The sequence below is a fragment of the Kitasatospora sp. NPDC127060 genome (assembly GCF_042724935.1).
GTDB lineage: Bacteria > Actinomycetota > Actinomycetes > Streptomycetales > Streptomycetaceae > Kitasatospora.
In genome coordinates this window covers 81,108-97,871 of the sequence record NZ_JBHXEG010000012.1, presented here as the reverse complement: position 1 = coordinate 97,871, position 16,764 = coordinate 81,108, and the positions used below count along the sequence as shown (strand labels likewise).

Below are 16,764 nucleotides of genomic sequence, written 5' to 3'. Positions count from 1 at the left end.
CGCACTCCCCGGCACCGCCCCCGACCCGTCCGTGCACGTTTGAGCCTTCACACAGCAGCCCCGAGGCCCCCGCCCCACCCCAGCTGTGCGATGCGACAGAGGATTTATCACTCGCATCTGCGGCACTATGATCGCCGTAATGGCCGCACCTGCGGTCACACCTCCGCGCCCCTTCCGGCGCGAACCCTGGAGGGGAAGCCACCGATGAGCGCCCGCACCACCGCCCCCCGCAGACTCGCCGTCGCCGCCGCTGCGGCCCTCGCCCTCAGCCTCGGGGTCACCGCCTGCGGCAGCGACGGCGGCAAGTCCGCCGGCTCCGCCTCCTCTACCGCGAACACCGCGAGCACGGCAGGTGCCGCGAGCACCACGGGCGCCGCCGGCACCGACGGCGGCAGCGTCCCCAAGGCCAAGGGGGACATCACCGTGTACGCCGCCGCCTCGCTCAAGGAGACCTTCACCGATCTCGGCAAGAAGTTCGAGGCCGCCAACCCTGGCGCCAAGGTGAAGTTCAACTTCGGCGGCAGCTCCGCCCTCGCCGCCAGCATCAACTCCGGTGCCCCGGCGGACGTGTTCGCCGCCGCCAGCCCCGCCACCATGAAGACGGTCACCGACGCGGGCGGCGCGAGCGGCCAGCCGAAGACCTTCGTCAGGAACACCCTCACCATCGCCGTGCCCAAGGGCAACCCCAAGCACGTCACGGGCCTGAAGGACCTCACCGGATCCGGCGTGAAGGTCGCGCTGTGCGCAAAGGAGGTGCCGTGCGGCGCCGCCGCCCTCACCGCGCTGAAGGCCGCCGGCGTCGACCTCACCCCGGTCACCCTGGAGCAGGACGTCAAGGGCGCGCTCACCAAGGTCGAACTCGGCGAGGTCGACGCCTCGCTGGTGTACAAGACCGATGTGCGGTCCGATGCTGGGAAGATCGACGGCGTGGACTTCCCCGAGGCCGCCAAGGCCGTGAACGACTACCCGATCGCCGCGCTCGCCAAGGCGCCGAACAAGGACGGCGCGGCCGCCTTCGTCTCCTACGTCCAGTCGGCCGAGGCCAAGCAGGTGCTGACCGCGGCGGGCTTCCAGGCGCCGTGAGGGACCGCACCACCGACAGCGGCCGGCCGGGCGAGCTGAACCGCCGGACCGGGCCGGCCCCGGACCACCACGCCCCGACACCGGCACCGGCACCGACACCGCCACCGGCAGAACCCGCGCAGGCCCTGCCGGGCCGCCGAGGGTCGCGCCGCCGGGGCGCACGCCGCCGCCCGGGGGCGCAGCGCGTCCCGGTCACGCTGCTGCTCCCGGCGCTGCTCGGTCTGGCGTTCCTGATCCTCCCGCTGGTCGGACTGCTGATCCGGGCGCCGTGGAGCGGCCTGTCCGAGCAGCTGACCAGCGCCGCCGTCTGGGACGCCCTGCGGCTGTCGCTGATCTGCGCGACGGCCGCCACCGCGGTCTCGCTGGTCCTCGGCGTGCCGCTGGCCTGGCTGCTCGCCCGTACCGAGCTGCCCGGCCGGCGGGTGGTGCGGGCGCTCGTCACCCTGCCGCTGGTGCTGCCGCCGGTGGTGGGCGGAGTGGCGCTGCTGCTGGTGCTCGGTCGGCGCGGGATCGTCGGCTCCTGGCTGGACTCGGCTTTCGGCATCACCCTGCCGTTCACCACCACCGGGGTGGTGATCGCCGAGGCCTTCGTGGCGATGCCCTTCCTGGTGATCAGCGTCGAGGGCGCGCTGCGGGCGGCCGACCCGCGCTACGAGGAGGCGGCCGCGACCCTGGGCGCCTCCCGGCTGACGGTCTTCCGCCGGGTCACCCTGCCGATGATCGCCCCGGGGATCGCCGCCGGGGCGGTGCTCGCCTGGGCGCGGGCGCTCGGCGAGTTCGGCGCGACGATCACCTTCGCCGGCAACTTCCCGGGCCGTACCCAGACCATGCCGCTTGCCGTCTACCTGGCCATGGAGTCCGATCCGGAGGCCGCGATCGCGCTGTCGCTGGTGCTGCTGGTGGTCTCCGTCGCCGTCCTCGTCGGCCTGCGCGACCGCTGGATGTCGACCCCGTGACCCCGGGCCGGACCATCGACGCCAGGACCGACGTCGCCCCACCCGCCCCGGGCCGCAACATCCAGGCCAGGGCCGCCGTCGACCCCGTGACCCAGGACGCCGCCCCCGTGACCCAGGACGCCGCCCCCGTGACCCAGGACGCCGCCCCCGCGCCCCAGGACGCCGACAGGAGGCCGAACCGATGAACCCCCCGACGAGCCCCCCGCCAAGCCCCCCGACGGCGACCGCCGCCGCGAACCCCGCCCTCGACGCCCGCCTCCGGGTCGACCGCGCCGCCTTCGCCCTCGACCTCGCGCTCACCGCCGCCCCCGGCGAGGTGATCGCCCTGCTCGGCCCGAACGGCGCCGGCAAGTCCACCGCGCTGCGCGCCCTCGCCGGACTGCTCCCGCTCACCGGCGGGCACCTGCACCTGGACGGCCACGTCCTGGAGGACCCGACCGAGCGCCTGCACACCCCGGCCGAACAGCGGCCGGTCGGCGTGGTGTTCCAGGACTACCTGCTGTTCCCGCACCTCAGCGCGCTCGACAACGTCGCCTTCGGCCCGCGCTGCCAGGGGCGGCCCAGGCGCGAGGCCAGGGCCGAGGCCGCGGCCTGGCTGGAGCGGATGGGGCTGGCCGAGCACGCCTCGGTGCGCCCCGGCCGGCTCTCCGGCGGCCAGGCCCAGCGGGTGGCCCTGGCCCGGGCGCTGGCCGTCCGCCCCCGGCTGCTGCTGCTGGACGAGCCGCTGGCCGCCCTGGACGCCCGCACCAGGCTCGACGTACGGTCCCAACTGCGGCGCCATCTGGCCGAGTTCGAGGCTGTGGCGGTGCTGGTGACGCACGACCCGCTGGACGCCATGGTGCTGGCCGACCGGCTGGTGGTGATCGAGGACGGCCAGGAGGTGCAGTCCGGCAGCCCAGCGGAGGTCGCCCGTCGGCCGCGCACCGACTACATCGCCCGACTGGTCGGCCTGAACCTGTACCAGGGGCTGGCCGAGGGCACCCGGGTCACCCTCCCGGACGGCACCGTCCTGACCACCGCCGAGGACCTGTCCGGCCCGGCGTTCGTCGCCTTCCCGCCTTCCGCCGTCACCCTCTACCGAGAGCGCCCGCAGGCCAGCGCCCGCAACCTGTGGGAGGCCGAGGTCACCGGCCTGGACCTGCACGGCGACCAGGTGCGCGCCGAAGTCTCCGGCGCCCTGCCGATGGCCGCCGACCTCACCCCGGCCGCCGTCGCCGAACTGCGACTGGCGCCGGGGGCGGTGGTCTGGGCCTCCGTCAAGGCCACCCAGACCCACGCCTACCCGGCTTGACCGCACACCCACCCGCAAGCGCCTGCGCCCCGGCCCCAGCACCAGCACCCCACCCGCACCTCTACCGGACGACGACGGCGCCACCGCTACTCCACCGCGCTACTCCACCGCCGCTACTCCGCCGGCTCGACGAACCCCGACTCGTACGCGGCGATCACCGCCTGGGTGCGGTCCCGCGCGCCGAGCTTCGCCAGCACGCTGCTGACGTGGGTCTTCACCGTCTGCACCCCGAGGACCAGCCGCTCGGCGATCTCCCCGTTGCTGAGCCCACGCGCCATCAGCCGCAGCACCTCGGCCTCGCGCCCGGTCAGGGCCGCCCGCTCCATCGTGGCGCGGGCGGCGGGGTTGCCGTGCCCGGCGGCCAGCCTGCGGATCGCGGCCGGGAACAGCAGCGACTCGCCGGCCGCCGCCAGCCGCACCGCGTGGGCGATCTCGGCCGGGCGGGAGCGCTTGAGCAGGAAGCCGTCCGCGCCCGCGCGCAGTGCCTGGTAGACGTAGTCGTCGTTCTCGAAGGTGGTGACGACCAGGATCCGCGGCGGCCGCTCCCCCGGCGCACCGGGGCGCAGCAGTTCGCGGGTGGCCGCCAGGCCGTCCATCACCGGCATCCGGACGTCCATCAGCACGACGTCCGGGCGCAGTGTCCGGGCCATCGACACCGCCTCGGCGCCGTCGGCGGCCTCGCCGACCACCCGTAGGTCCCCCTGCGCCTCCAGGACGGCCCGCAGCCCGAACCGGACCAGCTCCTCGTCGTCGGCGAGCAGAACGTCCGTCATCCCCGCACCAGCCTCCCCACGGTCCCCGTGCCGCCTCCCGCCGGACCGTCTCCGGCAAGATCATCCGTTACGAGCCCAAGCGTAGGGGCAGCCGGACGTCGAGCACCCACTCCCCGCTCCCGTCGGCCGCCGCCCCGGCCATGGCCTCGCCACCGAGCAGTGTGGCGCGCTCGCGGATGCCGCGCAGGCCCTTGCCGCCCTTGCGCCCATCGCCCCCCTGGCGCGGCGCGCCCCCACCGCCCCCCTGGCGCGGCGCGCCCCCACCGCCCCCCTGGCGCGGCGCGCCCCCGGCGCCCCCGGCGCCGCCCGTGCCGTGCGGCGCCCGGTTGGCGCAGCGCAGCTCCAACTGCCCTGCCCGGACGGCGATCCGGACCCCGATCGGCTCGCCGGGCGCGTACTTCAGCGCGTTGGTGACACCCTCCTGGACGATCCGGTAGGACTCGCGGGCGAGCACCCCGGGCAGTGCGCCGGCCGGCACGTCGATCCACGCCTCGACCGGGCTGCCGGCCGCCCGGGCGGTGTCGAACAGCGCGGGCAGTTGCTCGATCCCGGGCCGCTCGGTGGCCGTGCCGTTCTCGCCGGGCGGGGTCTCGCGCAGCAGGACGAGGGTGCGTTCGAGGTCGTCCATGGCTCGGCGCCCGGTCTCCTCGATGACTTCCAGCGCCTTGGCGGCGAACACCGGGTCCCCGACCTCGCGCGCGGCCCCGGCCTGGAGGACCGTCACCGTCAGGGCGTGGCCGATGGAATCGTGCAGCTCGCGGGCCAACCGGTTGCGCTCCAGCAGCCGTTCGGCCCGCAGCTCGGCCTCCGCCAGCCGCTCCGCCGGGGACGGGCCCAGCAGCCTTGTCGCCATGGCGAGTTGGAGGCGTCCCGCAGCCACCACCAGCCAGCCGTACCCGAACAGCGCCACCGGCAGGAGCAGGAGGTAGCTCTGCCCCCGGGGCCCCGCCAGCAAATGGCCGCCGGCGTTGACGCCGAGTACGGTCGTCATCCCGACGACCGAGCCGAGCGCGACCCGGCCGATCAGCCAGAGCGCGGTGCGCCACCGGTCGGCCCAGCCGCGCGAGGGGTCGGCGGCGATGTCCTGCTCGCGGTCGGGCACCAGCAACAGCCGGGCCTGGATCCCCTCCGCCCGCCGGGCCGCCGGGACGAGGGCGACGAGCATCAGCAGGACGGAGTCCACGGCGACGCACTCCGCGACGATCCGGGCGAGCGTCAGCCCGTACGTCCCCGGATAGATCAGCAGGACGACGCCCATGAAGATCCATCCGACCAGGAGGTGCAGCAGGCGCGCGTAGGTGGCGCCGGCCAGCAGCGGCGCGAGGATCCTGGGCACGGCGATCTCGGTCACCGCGTCATCCTGTCAGTCCGGCGCCGGTTCGCGGCTCCCGCCCCGGGTCCGGACGCGCTCCCTCCCGGGAGGGAGACGGCTCCACTCCGGTGCGGGATCCGCAGGTGGGGCCCGCTCCGGTCGAATGTGACCAGTCGAACGTGACCACCGGCCGGAAGCGCCGGCAGCAACGCACCACCGAACGACCCGAAGGGAGCGCGGCCGTGATCGAGATCCAGGGCCTGACGAAGGAGTACGAGGGCCGGCGGGTCGTCGACGACCTGTCCTTCGAGGTCCGCCCCGGCGTGGTGACCGGCTTCCTCGGCCCGAACGGCGCGGGCAAGAGCACCACCATGCGTCTGCTTCTCGGCCTGGACCGCCCCACCGCCGGGCACGCCCTGATCGACGGCCGTCCGTACGCCGGACTGGCCGACCCGCTGCGGCAGGTCGGCGCCCTGCTGGACGCCCAGGCCCTGCACGGCGGCCGGACGGCGCGCGGCCACCTGCGCTGGCTGGCCGCGAGCAACGGCCTGCCGGAGCGCCGGGTCGGCGAGGTGCTCGCGCAGGTCGGCCTGGCGGACGCCGCCGGGCAGCGGATCCGACGCTTCTCGCTGGGCATGCGCCAGCGCCTCGGGGTGGCGGCCGCGTTGCTCGGCGATCCGGTGGCACTGCTGCTGGACGAGCCGGTGAACGGCCTCGACCCCGAGGGCATCCGCTGGATCCGCACCCTGCTGCGCGAACTGGCCGCCGAGGGCCGGGCGGTGCTGGTCTCCTCCCACCTGATGAGCGAAATGGCGCTCACCGCCGACCACTTGGTGGTGATCGGCCGCGGCCGGCTGCTCGCGGACGCCGCCACCTCCGACTTCATCGACCGGCACGGCCGCACCCGGATCCGGGTCCGCGCCGTGGACCCGACCAAACTGGCCGCCCTGTTCGCCGGCCCCGTCCACGGCCTCGACGCCACCCAAGTCGACGGCGGCGCCTGGGAGGTGACCGGCGCCGAGCCCGAGCGGATCGCGGCGCTCGCCGCCGCCGAAGGCGTGGTGCTGTACGAGATCGCGGTCCAACAGGACTCGCTGGAGGAGGCGTTCATGCGGATGACCGCCGACAGCGTCGAGTACCGCGCCGAGGCCGCCGCATGAGCGCCCTGTCCTGCGCCCTCCGCGCCGAACGGATCAAGCTCACCACCCTCCGCTCGCTCTGGCTCCCGCCGCTGATCGCCGTCCTGCTCACCGCGGGTGTCACCACGGCGGTCGGCGCGGCCCTCGGCGGCAAGGACCGCAACATCACCGACGACCCCGGCGTCGGCGTCTTCTACGGACTCAACTTCGGCCAGGCCGTCCTGGTCGCGTTCGGAGTCCTGCTGATCGGGCAGGAGTTCAACACCCGGATGCTCGACGTCTCGCTCACCGCCGTCCCCCGGCGCGGGCGACTGTACGGCGCCAAACTGGCGTTGGGCGCACTGGTCGGTCTCGGCGCCGGCGCGCTCGGCACGGCGGGCGCCTTCGCCGGCTACGCGGCCACCGTCCCCGCCGACTGGCACGGCCCCGCCTTCGCCCGCGCGGCCACCGCCGGGGTGCTCTACCCGGCGCTGCTGGTGGTGCTCTGCCTCGGGGTGACCACCCTGCTCGGCAATCTCACCGCCGCCATGGGCCTGCTGGGCCCGACCGTGTTCCTGCTCTCCCCCCTGCTCGCCGGCGTACCCGGCGCCCGGGACGCGGTCCAGTTCCTGCCCGACCGGGCCGGCCAGTACGCGCTGCACTACGCCGACGACCCGCACACCGTGTACGGGCACTGGACCGGACTGCTGATCATGACGCTCTGGACGGCTCTGGCCGCGTACGGCGGCCTGCGGGCCCTGAAGCGCGCCAAGTGACCTCGCGCGCAGGAGAGATGAAGAGAGATGAAGGAGAAAGGAGAGATGAGGATGCCCGGCTTCGGCAACGCCCTGCGCGCCGAACGGATCAAGTTCACCACCCTGCCCTCCCAGTGGGCGGCCCCGCTGGTCGCGCTGGTGCTGACCGTCGGCATCACCGCCGCCGTGAACGCCGCCTACGGCGCGAAGGACCACACCCCCGGCGAGGACCCGGCCGGGGGGATCTACTACGGCCTGCTGTTCGGCCATGTCGCCCTGGCCTGCCTCGGGATCCTGCTGATCGGGCAGGAGTTCAACACCCGGATGATCGACACCTCGCTCACCGCCGTCCCCGGGCGCGGGCGGCTGTACGGCGCCAAGCTCGCCCTCGGCGCCGGGCTGGGCCTGCTGCTGGGCCTGGTCTCGACCGCATGCTCCTTCCTGGTCGTCGGCGCCACCGTCGGCATCGACCTCTCCACCCCCGGCCTGGTCCGCAGCTTCCTGGCAGGGGTGCTGTACCACCCGCTGATGGTGCTGCTCTGCCTCGGACTGACCGCCATGCTGGGCAACTTCACCGCGGCCCTCGGACTGCTCACCCCGACGGTGTTCCTCGGCACCACCTGGCTGGCCGCGATCCCCGGTGTCCGCGAAGTCGGCCAGTTCCTGCCCGACCGGGGCGGTCTGTACGCGATGCGCACCCGGACCGAGCCGGGCATCCACTACGGGCACTGGACCGGGCTGCTGATCATGGCGCTCTGGACGGCCGCGGCCGTCTACGGCGGGCTACGGGCGATGCGCCGGCACCAGGCCTCGGGCGGGTAGCGGGCGAAGGGGGTCGCCGAGCCGGGGCGGCCGACAGGTCACGGGTGACAGGTGGCGGCGAACGGATGACAGCGAACAGATTTCGAAATCTGTTCGCTGTTATCTGTTCGCCGTTATCTGTCACCCGTCGTCCGCCATCTGTCATCCGTCGTCCGTCATCTGTCATCCGTCATCTGTTCGCCGTCATCTGTTCGCCGTCATCTGTTCGCCGTCATCTGTTCGCCGTCATCCGTTACCTGGCACCTGCCAGTACGCATCAGCCGCCCCGAAGACCCACCGCCAGGGTCAGCTCAAGGACCCGTTGCGGCGATGCGAGATCCGGAAAGAGCTCCCGCAGCTGCGACATCCGGTACCGCACTGTTTGAGGATGGACGAACAACGCCGCCGCCACCTCGTCCCGCCTGCCCTGGTACAGCAGCCACGCCCGCAACGTCTCCTCCAGCCGCCGAGCGGTCGTGACCGGCAAGGCCCGCAACGGCGCGAGGGCTCGGGCACGCAGGTCCGCGAACGCGTCCACGTCGGCGCTCAGCACCAGCTCGGGCAGGTGCTCCTCGGTGTCGCGGATATCAGGGGAGAGGGAGCGCGCGCGTACCGCTCGTGCGTACGAGGCGGACGCACGGGTCCATGGCCGCGCCGGGCCGACCACGGCGGTGCGGTCGGTCAGCTGCCGCAGGAGGTGCGACCGGTCGGCATCGGGGACGAGCAGCACACCGGTGGCGTCCGGCAGATCGTCGAGGACGAGGGTGCTCGGGTCGAGCGCGCGGTACGCGGGCCGGGCCTGGGCGGCGGGCAGCAGGACCGCGGTCAGCGAAACCGGAGGCTGCCACCCGGCCCGCTGAACCGAGGCCCGCAGCACGTCCGGGCTCGCGCCGGCGAGGAGGTCACGGACCAGCTGTTCCAGGTGGCGCTCGCGGGCCCAGCCCCGGGCGGCCAGTTCGTCGGCGTGGCCGGCGGCGCTCGCGGCGGAGAGCTCGTCGATGTAGGCGAAGGTCAGTTCGGCGAACTTGGCGACCTCGGCGGCGGGCAGGCCGGCGGGTACGGCACCGGCGGCCAGGCATCGCCAGGCCACCCGGGCGCCGACGCGGTAGGCGCTGAGCAGGGCGTCCATCGAACGGCCGTCGCGCACCTCGCCGCGGCCCAGCTCGTAGGCCGCGTCACCGGCGTCGCCGCCGGTGGCGTTCCCGCTCGCCCGGTCCAGGTAGTGCCCCAGGGCGGTGCGGACGGCTCGGCGGATGGTGCCGCCCATGCGGCCCGAAAGGGCGTTCGCGTAGGGAGGGACCTCGTCGATGATCGCCTGGACGACCTCGTCGGCGGTGGCCGTCAGCGCGGCCCGAAGCGCGGTGACCGTCGTCTCGTCCAGGACCAGCTCGCCGGCCCTCCGGTTTGCATGGCTCACGTTTTTGTTCCCTGCGAACAATTCAGCCGACCAGATTTACGTCCTACGGTCAGGACTTTACGCCTTGAGGCGCAGCAAGCTGGAGTCATGACGAGTTCAGCCCTCCGCAGCAGGGCGTGGAAACTGCTGGAGATGGTCACGACGCCGCTGCTGCCGTCGGACTACCTCGACCTGGTCAGCCCGCTCCGTGCGGGCGCCGACCTGCGTGGGCGCATCGAGGCCGTGCACCCCGAGACGGGTGACGCCGCGACCATCGTGATCAGGCCGGGACGGGGCTGGCGCGGCCACACGGCCGGTCAGTACGTGCGGATCGGGGTCGACGTCGACGGGAGGCGGCTGTGGCGCTCCTACTCCCTCACCTCACCGACGGACCGCCAGGACGGCCGCGTCACGATCACCGTGAAGGCGGTCCCGGACGGCAAGGTCAGCAACCACCTGGTCCGCAGGGCGGCACCGGGCACACTGGTCCAGCTCGAGCAGCCGGCCGGTGACTTCGTGCTGCCGCAGGCCAAGCCCGCCAAGGTGCTCTACCTGACGGCCGGCAGCGGCATCACGCCCGTGATGGGCATGCTGCGCGACGTCGAGTTCGCCGACGCCGTCATGGTCCACTGCGCGCCCCGGCCGCGAGACGTGATCTTCCGCAACGAACTGCACGACCTGGTCGCGGCCAAGAAGCTGCGCCTCACCGAGGTGCACACCGAGACGGACGGCAGGCTCGACATCGCCCGTCTCGGCGAACTCGTGCCCGACTGGGCCGAGCGCGAGACCTGGGCCTGCGGGCCCGCGGGCCTGCTCGACGCCGCGGAGGAGCACTGGACCGAGCACGGCGTCCGAGAGCGCCTGCACACCGAACGCTTCCGCCCCCGTATCGCCGTGACCGGCGACGGCGACAACGGCGACGGAGGCGGCGGCGGCGAGGTCACGTTCAGCGCCACCGGCAAGACCGTCGACGCGGACGGCGCCACGCCGTTGCTGGACATCGGCGAAGAGGCCGGCGTGCTCATGCCCTCCGGGTGCCGCATGGGCATCTGCTTCGGCTGCGTCACGCCGCTCAAGGCGGGCGCCGTCCGCGACCTGCGCACCGGCGAGATCACCGAGGCCGAGCCGGGCGTCCTCATCCAGACCTGCGTGTCCGCCGCGGCGGGCCCCTGCGACATCGAACGGTAGAAGCACTTGACCGCTATCGACCCCACCGCCCACCTGACCGCGGAGCAGATCGAGGAGCTCGGCCGTGAGCTGGACGCGATCCGCGACGAGGTGATCGCCGGCCGCGGCGAGAAGGACGCCGCCTACATCCGCAAGGTCATCTCGGCGCAGCGCAAGCTCGAACTGGCCAGCAGGGGCGTGCTGCTGTTCTCGATCTTCCCGCCCGCGTGGCTGCTCGGCACCGCCGGTCTGTCCGTGGCGAAGATCATGGACAACATGGAGATCGGCCACAACGTCCTGCACGGCCAGTGGGACTGGATGCGGGACCCGAAGATCCACTCCACCACCTGGGAGTGGGATCACGTCTCTCCGTCCGAGCAGTGGAAGCACTCGCACAACGAGCTGCACCACACGTACACCAACGTGATCGGCAAGGACAACGACCTCGGCTACGGCATCATGCGCGTCGACGAGGACCAGAAGTGGTACCCGTTCCACCTCGGCCAGCCGCTGTGGAACTTCATCAACGCCTGCTTCTTCGAGTACGGCATCGCGGCGTACGACCTGGAGCTCGGCAAGAACCTGCGGAAGCGCCGCCGCAAGGACCCGGAGTTCCGCGCGCGGGCCGGGGCCGTGGGCCGCAAGATCCGCAAGCAGGTGCTCAAGGACTACGTGATCCACCCGCTGCTGTCGGGCCCGTCGTTCCTCACCACGCTCGCCGCCACGTTCACCGCGAACCTGGTCCGCAACGTCTGGTCCCACTCGGTGATCATGTGCGGGCACTTCCCCGAGGGCGTACGGGTCTTCGAGCGCCAGTCGATCAAGGGCGAGACGCGCGGCCAGTGGTACCTGCGCCAGATGATGGGCTCGGCGAACATCAGCGGCAGCCGGGCCATGCACTTCATGACCGGCAACCTTTCGCACCAGATCGAGCACCACCTGTTCCCGGACCTGCCGAGCAACCGGTACGCCGAAGTCGCGGTGAAGGTGCGCGCGCTGTTCGAGAAGTACGAGCTGGAGTACGTCACCGGGCCGCTGCCCAAGCAGGTGTTCTCCGCGTGGCGCAAGGTCTTCCGGCTCTCGCTGCCGAACAGGAAGCCCAAGGTCGGGACGCCGAACCGCGAACAGGAACTCGTCGCGGCCTGATTCCCCGCCGCCCCGGGCGAGGCGCCGCACGAAAACGCCTCGCGAGGTCGGTGTGGCTGCTGGTCCAATGTGTGGATGGAGAACTACCCGAACGCGGAAGCCCCGCTCTCCGACCCATGGCCCGCGTACTTCGCCGACCGCGGGCACCCGGGTGTCCGCCGTATCGGCGCTGGTGTCGAGGGCGTCGTCTACGGGCTGGGCGATGGCCGGGTCGCCAAGGTGTGGAGCGGTCGGCCGCCGGCCGATTTCGCTCTCACCCGCCAGGTGTACGCGGACATCGCGCGGCACCCGCTGCCGTTCTCCACCCCGGAAGTCCTCGACGCCGAGGACCACGAGGGTGTCCTGGTGACGTACGAGCGTGAGCTGCCCGGAGACTCGATGCGAGTCGACTCCGCGCGGGCCGCCCACGAGCGCGAGGTACCCACCCGGCACAGCGACGCGCTACTCGCCGTTCTGCGTGGCCTGGCCTCCGTCCCGGGCACCGACGCCATGCGCCGGTTGACCGTTCAGGGTGACGACCGTCCACTGTGGCGGGACCACGACAGCTTCCGCGACGCGCTCGCGGCCCTGGTCGCCCGGGCCGCAGCCCGGCACGGTGCCGCCTTGGCCGCCTGTGTGCCGGACTTCGAGGCGGGTGTCGAGCGCACGCGAAAGGCGCTGCGGTTCCTCCCCGACGCGCCGGTGACCGCGATCCACGGCGACCTCGTCCCGCCCAACATCCACCTCGACGCGGCCGGTCGGCCCGTCGCAGTGCTCGACTTCGGCTTCTACACGACCGCGGGCGACCCGGCCTTCGAGGCCGCCGTCACCGCTGCCGTCTACGACATGTACGGGCCGCACGCCGAGGAGCACACGGCGGAACTCACCGAACTCTTCGCCCGGGAGCTCGGGTACACCTCAGAGACCCTCACCGCCTATCAGGCCGCATACGCCCTCACGACCTACGACCTCTTCGGCCTCGACGACCGTGACCGGCACTTCCGGTGGTGCGCGGAACAGCTACGCCGCAATGCCGTGTTCAGCGCCTGACGTGAGCGGCCGTCACGGCACTCGTGGGCCGTTTCGGCGGCCACGGCGCGTCCGCGGTGCGACGACTCTCACCGGTCCACGCCTCCCATCACCGGGTCGATGCTCGCCACCGCGACGATGACGTCCGCGACCTGCCCGCCCTCGCACATCGCGGCCATCGTCTGCAGGTTGGTGAACGAGGGGTCGCGGAAGTGCACCCGGTACGGCCGTGTGCCGCCGTCGGAGACGACGTGCACGCCCAGCTCGCCCCTGGCTGACTCGACCGCCACGTAGGCCTGCCCCACCGGGACGCGGAAGCCCTCCGTCACCAGCTTGAAGTGGTGGATCAGCGCCTCCATGGACTCACCCATGATCTTTCGGATGTGCTCGAGCGAGTTGCCCAACCCGTCCGGTCCGACTGCCAGTTGGGCGGGCCAGGCGATCTTCTTGTCGCCCACCATGACCGGGCCTGGGGCCAGCCGGTGCAGGCACTGCTCGACGATCCGCAGCGACTGGCGCATCTCCTCCAGCCGGATCAGGAACCGGCCGTAGGAGTCCGCGGTGTCGGCGGTCGCGACCTCGAACTCGTAGTTCTCGTAGCCGCAGTAGGGATCGGTCTTGCGCAGGTCGTGCGGCAGGCCGGTGGCCCGCAGGATCGGGCCGGTGGCTCCGAGCGCCAGGCAGCCGGCCAGGTCCAGGAAGCCGACGTCGACCAGCCGGGCCTTGAAGGCCGGGTTGGCGGTGGCGAGCTTGTCGTACTCCGGCATCCGCGAGCGCAGCAGCTTGACCGCCGCGCGGATCTGGTCCACCGCTCCTGGAGGCAGGTCCTGCACCAGGCCGCCCGGTCGGACGTAGCCGTGGTTCATGCGCAGGCCCGTCACCAGCTCGAAGACGTCGAGGATGACCTCGCGGTCACGGAACCCGTAGACCATCAACGTGGTGGAGCCGATCTCCATCCCGCCGGCGGCCAACGCCACCAGGTGCGAGGAGATCCGGTTGAGCTCCATCATCAGCACCCGGATCACGCTGGCCCGCTCCGGGACCTGCCCGGTGATGCCGAGCAGCTTCTCCACCGCCAGGCAGTAGGCGGTCTCGTTGAACAGCGGAGCCAGGTAGTCCATCCGGGTCACGAAGGTGGTGCCCTGGACCCAGTTGCGGAACTCCATGTTCTTCTCGATGCCGGTGTGCAGGTAGCCGATGCCGCAGCGGGCCTCCTTCACCGTCTCGCCGTCGGTCTCCAGGACCAGGCGCAGAACGCCGTGGGTGGACGGGTGCTGCGGCCCCATGTTGACGATGATCCGCTCGTCGTCCGCCCGTTCTCGCCGCTGCTCGGCGTCGGCGACCTCGTCCCAGTCACCGCCGGTGACGGTGTAGACGCGGCCCTCGATCGTGTCCCGCGCTCCTGCCGGCTCGTGCTCGCTGCCGCTCATCAGCCGTATGACCTCCGCTCGGGCCGCCGGTCACGTCCCGGTGCCGGTGTGGCGGCGCGCGATCGGGCACGACGGCCCGCGGCCCTTCTCGGCCGGCCGGCCCTCGCCCCAGCCACCGGCACGACGTGGCGACTTGGGCCGCTCCAGTCCAGGATCACGCACATCTACGGCGGGCGCCTGCCTGCCGGTTACCGTCCCCTCACCTCGTCGCGCTGCCGCCGGGCGGAATCGGCATCGGCCGCGGGCCAGGTGCTTCACGTCTCCTCGGGCGGCGAGGGGCTGCCGTACTCTTCGAGCACGTCGAGCACGGTCCGTAGGTCCAGCTCGGTGTCCGTGCTGCCAGGGCCATCGGCCCTGGCGGACGCGAACCGGCCGTCCGGGGAGAATTCCACCCGCAGCGTCCAGTCGAGCAGTGAGAACCGCATCGTCTCGTCCTGCTCGCGCACGACCTGCCAGCCGTAGAGGCGGGCGGTCGCGCCGAGGTAGTGGGCGTCATGGCTCACCGGTGAAGGCTCGGGTTCCGTCATGGCCAGATGCTCGCGTGGCCGGCACCCTGGCGCCAGCCGGCATGCCGCAGGCGGTTGTGGGCTCGGCGGGGCATCGCCCCGTGCTGACCTGCCGCTGCGGAGCGCCCGCTCTACCGTGAAGACGTGGGCGGCGGCCAGGCGCCCCCGGGCTTCGACGCTTCTGCGGGCCCCCGGCCGAACCCGTCGCGCTGCCGTCACGGCGGACACGGTCCCGCGGAAGGAAGTGGCCGACGGGCGGGGCGGGTCCCCGGGATCGTGCTCGCCGCGATCGGCGTCTGCCTGACGGTGTCCGCCGGGTTCCTGGGCTGGATGCTCGTCCAGACGTACCGCGTCGGCATCACCATGACTCCGTGCCAGGAGCAGTTCGAGGCGGCGGTCCAGTCCGAGCCGGTCCTGCGAGCGGTTCGCACCCACCCATCACCGAGCCGCCTGAGTCATCACCGACCATCACGGGATTGCTCCGCCCCGGCACCCAGCAGTGCCAGGGCCGGGCCGCGGCGAGGAAGGTGCGGGCCGGGTCGCCGACCGCGGACGGACCTGGGGCCCGCAACGGGTCAGAGCGGTGCGTTCACGGGCGCCGGAGGCGCGGGGTGGGGCAGTAGCGCGTGCCGCCTTCGACTGCGACGGTCGGCCCGGGGGCGATCTCCGTGAACCCCGCGTCCTGCACCACCGGCAGCCCGCTGCGGACCAGTTCCTCCCACACCTCCGGCGCCGCCGTGCGAACCGCGAGCGCGAACCCCGACTCCGCCCACTCCTTGCGCTGCGCCCCGTCCAACCGCCACCAGGCGAGCTGCGCCGCGTGCCCGGTCTGGGCCATGGTCTTGCCGGCGCTCATCTCCAGCTCCGGGTTGAGCCACAGCACCGGCAGCCCCGGCTCGGGCGCGCCGACCTCGGCGGTCTCCGCCAGGTCCGTCCCGGAGACCTGCAACTTGGCGAGTTCCTTCGGCCAGCCGTCCAGTGGGATCGGCGGGAACACCCGCACCTCCGCCTCCCGGCCCCGCACCGTGATGCCCGGCAGCTCCTCGGCCCGGCGCCACTCCCCGCCCCGGGCCCGTCGGACCACCTTGCGGATCCGGGCGTCCTCCCAGGCAGCGACCCGTTCCGCCCACTCGCCGTCCACGTCGGTCACCCGGGGGTCGGCGAGCAGCGTGAGCACCGCCCGCGCCGAGGTCTCCAGCGCGTCCGTCCGCCCCGGTGGCGTGGCCTTCTCCAGTCGGACGACCATCGGCAGCACGTACTGCGGTCTCGCGTCGCGGTCCTCGGAGCCGGGAACGTGCTCCGGACCGGGAACGTCGTCGGGGGCCCGAACGTCGTCGGGGGCGGGCGCGGGGGCCGGGGCATCGAACGGAGAAGTCACCCGTCCAGGATGCCAGCCCCACCCCCACCGCCCCGGCCCACCCCCGGCGGTCCCCCTACGGCCCACCCGCACCGCACCGACCCGGCCACCCGCTCAGCGCAGCCGCTGCCGCAGTTCCTCCACCGCCGCCCGGATCCCCGTGCTGTACGCGTCCTCCGGCAGCGCGTCCAGGCTCCGCACCGCCCGTTCGAGCTGCTCGCGTGCCAGGTCGGGCTCCCCGAGCTTGAGGTGGTCGGAGGCCAGGTTGAGGTGCAGCGAGGGGTAGAAGGCCCGGACCTGGAGGGCGGACTCGTAGGTCGCGGCCCGCTCGACGGTCAGCGAGTCGGCCGCCGCGAGGGCCCGCCGGTCCCACTCCAGTTCGGCCCGGGGGTCGTCCTGCAGATCGGCCAGATAGTGCGCCAGGACGCAGCGGTGGAAGACGTCCCGCTCCCCCAGCTCCTCCCACAGGGCCTCGAAGCTGGTCCGCGCCTCGGCGGTCCGCCCGAGCTGCGCCGCCCGTACGCCGTCCAGCCCGAGCGCGATCCGCCCCAGCGCCGACTCGTCCCCCGCCGCCCCCGGACCGCCCGACCCCGACTCCCCCGGGCCCGGATCCCCCGTGGGCACACCCCGCACACCAGACACATCGGACATGTCGGCAGCCTAGC

Annotated in this window: 17 protein-coding genes; 10 read left to right on the top strand and 7 right to left on the bottom strand. The window is 72.9% G+C overall.

The features are described from left to right. The first annotated feature begins 204 nt into the window (after positions 1-204). The 4 genes from modA (at position 205) to ACFWIS_RS10195 (ending at position 3,330) form a co-directional block, all read left to right on the top strand. The gene (gene modA, locus ACFWIS_RS10210) at positions 205-1,083 is read left to right on the top strand and encodes a molybdate ABC transporter substrate-binding protein (RefSeq protein ID WP_380451004.1); all 879 of its coding nucleotides are present in this window, start codon (positions 205-207) and stop codon (positions 1,081-1,083) included. 125 nt (positions 1,084-1,208) lie between these two features. Then, positions 1,209-2,039: an ABC transporter permease gene (locus tag ACFWIS_RS10205; RefSeq protein ID WP_380451173.1), complete on the top strand. Its 831-nt coding sequence runs from the start codon at positions 1,209-1,211 to the stop codon at positions 2,037-2,039. After that, the gene (locus tag ACFWIS_RS10200; protein ID WP_380451005.1) at positions 2,036-2,224 is read left to right on the top strand and encodes a hypothetical protein; all 189 of its coding nucleotides are present in this window, start codon (positions 2,036-2,038) and stop codon (positions 2,222-2,224) included. The genes ACFWIS_RS10205 and ACFWIS_RS10200 overlap by 4 nt, the downstream gene beginning before the upstream one ends. Then, positions 2,221-3,330 carry an ABC transporter ATP-binding protein gene (locus ACFWIS_RS10195; RefSeq protein ID WP_380451007.1) on the top strand — a complete coding sequence of 370 codons (1,110 nt, stop codon included), beginning with the start codon at positions 2,221-2,223 and terminating at the stop codon, positions 3,328-3,330. Before ACFWIS_RS10200 ends, ACFWIS_RS10195 begins: the two co-directional genes overlap by 4 nt. A gap of 113 nt (positions 3,331-3,443) precedes the next feature. Here ACFWIS_RS10195 and ACFWIS_RS10190 read toward each other — a convergent pair whose 3' ends face one another. Together ACFWIS_RS10190 and ACFWIS_RS10185 are read right to left on the bottom strand one after the other, a co-directional pair. After that, positions 3,444-4,103, bottom strand: coding sequence for a response regulator (locus tag ACFWIS_RS10190; RefSeq protein WP_380451009.1), 660 nt, complete (start codon positions 4,101-4,103; stop codon positions 3,444-3,446). A gap of 67 nt (positions 4,104-4,170) precedes the next feature. After that, complete coding sequence (locus tag ACFWIS_RS10185; RefSeq protein ID WP_380451010.1) at positions 4,171-5,454, bottom strand: sensor histidine kinase; 1,284 nt, start codon at positions 5,452-5,454, stop codon at positions 4,171-4,173. Between the two features lie 203 nt (positions 5,455-5,657). Between ACFWIS_RS10185 and ACFWIS_RS10180 the strand changes: the two genes are divergently transcribed. Genes ACFWIS_RS10180 through ACFWIS_RS10170 form a run of 3 tightly spaced genes read left to right on the top strand, consistent with a single transcriptional unit; the run spans position 5,658 to position 8,110 of the window. Continuing rightward, complete coding sequence (locus ACFWIS_RS10180) at positions 5,658-6,575, top strand: ATP-binding cassette domain-containing protein (RefSeq protein ID WP_380451012.1); 918 nt, start codon at positions 5,658-5,660, stop codon at positions 6,573-6,575. Then, on the top strand, positions 6,572-7,309 hold the full coding sequence (locus ACFWIS_RS10175) for a hypothetical protein (protein WP_380451014.1): 738 nt from the start codon (positions 6,572-6,574) through the stop codon (positions 7,307-7,309). Before ACFWIS_RS10180 ends, ACFWIS_RS10175 begins: the two co-directional genes overlap by 4 nt. 45 nt (positions 7,310-7,354) lie before the next feature. Beyond that, positions 7,355-8,110 carry a hypothetical protein gene (locus tag ACFWIS_RS10170; protein WP_380451015.1) on the top strand — a complete coding sequence of 252 codons (756 nt, stop codon included), beginning with the start codon at positions 7,355-7,357 and terminating at the stop codon, positions 8,108-8,110. Positions 8,111-8,366: 256 nt separating this feature from the next. On the opposite strand, the gene ACFWIS_RS10165 is transcribed toward ACFWIS_RS10170, so the two are convergent. After that, entirely contained in the window at positions 8,367-9,506 is a 1,140-nt protein-coding gene (locus ACFWIS_RS10165) for a PucR family transcriptional regulator (protein ID WP_380451017.1), read from the bottom strand. Between the two features lie 87 nt (positions 9,507-9,593). Here ACFWIS_RS10165 and ACFWIS_RS10160 point away from each other — a divergent pair, with 87 nt between their 5' ends. The 3 genes from ACFWIS_RS10160 to ACFWIS_RS10150 all read left to right on the top strand — a co-directional run bounded on the left by ACFWIS_RS10160 (position 9,594) and on the right by ACFWIS_RS10150 (position 12,827). Next, on the top strand, positions 9,594-10,673 hold the full coding sequence (locus ACFWIS_RS10160; RefSeq protein WP_380451019.1) for a ferredoxin reductase: 1,080 nt from the start codon (positions 9,594-9,596) through the stop codon (positions 10,671-10,673). Positions 10,674-10,679: 6 nt separating this feature from the next. Then, positions 10,680-11,798: a fatty acid desaturase family protein gene (locus tag ACFWIS_RS10155; protein ID WP_380451020.1), complete on the top strand. Its 1,119-nt coding sequence runs from the start codon at positions 10,680-10,682 to the stop codon at positions 11,796-11,798. Between the two features lie 75 nt (positions 11,799-11,873). Then, the gene (locus ACFWIS_RS10150) at positions 11,874-12,827 is read left to right on the top strand and encodes an aminoglycoside phosphotransferase family protein (protein WP_380451022.1); all 954 of its coding nucleotides are present in this window, start codon (positions 11,874-11,876) and stop codon (positions 12,825-12,827) included. A 68-nt stretch (positions 12,828-12,895) separates the two neighbouring features. Here the strand turns inward: ACFWIS_RS10150 and ACFWIS_RS10145 are convergent, their stop codons facing one another. From ACFWIS_RS10145 to ACFWIS_RS10130, 4 genes are all read right to left on the bottom strand, one after another. Further along, positions 12,896-14,236 carry an NADH-quinone oxidoreductase subunit D gene (locus ACFWIS_RS10145; RefSeq protein ID WP_380451024.1) on the bottom strand — a complete coding sequence of 447 codons (1,341 nt, stop codon included), beginning with the start codon at positions 14,234-14,236 and terminating at the stop codon, positions 12,896-12,898. Positions 14,237-14,490: 254 nt separating this feature from the next. Next, positions 14,491-14,763 (bottom strand): hypothetical protein, encoded by a 273-nt coding sequence (locus tag ACFWIS_RS10140; protein WP_380451025.1) that lies wholly within the window; start codon positions 14,761-14,763, stop codon positions 14,491-14,493. A 568-nt stretch (positions 14,764-15,331) separates the two neighbouring features. Continuing rightward, positions 15,332-16,120, bottom strand: a complete 789-nt coding sequence (locus ACFWIS_RS10135) for a peptidyl-tRNA hydrolase (RefSeq protein ID WP_380451027.1) — start codon at positions 16,118-16,120, stop codon at positions 15,332-15,334. Between the two features lie 93 nt (positions 16,121-16,213). Then, positions 16,214-16,750: a hypothetical protein gene (locus tag ACFWIS_RS10130; protein WP_380451029.1), complete on the bottom strand. Its 537-nt coding sequence runs from the start codon at positions 16,748-16,750 to the stop codon at positions 16,214-16,216. Between the last annotated feature and the right edge of the window lie 14 nt (positions 16,751-16,764).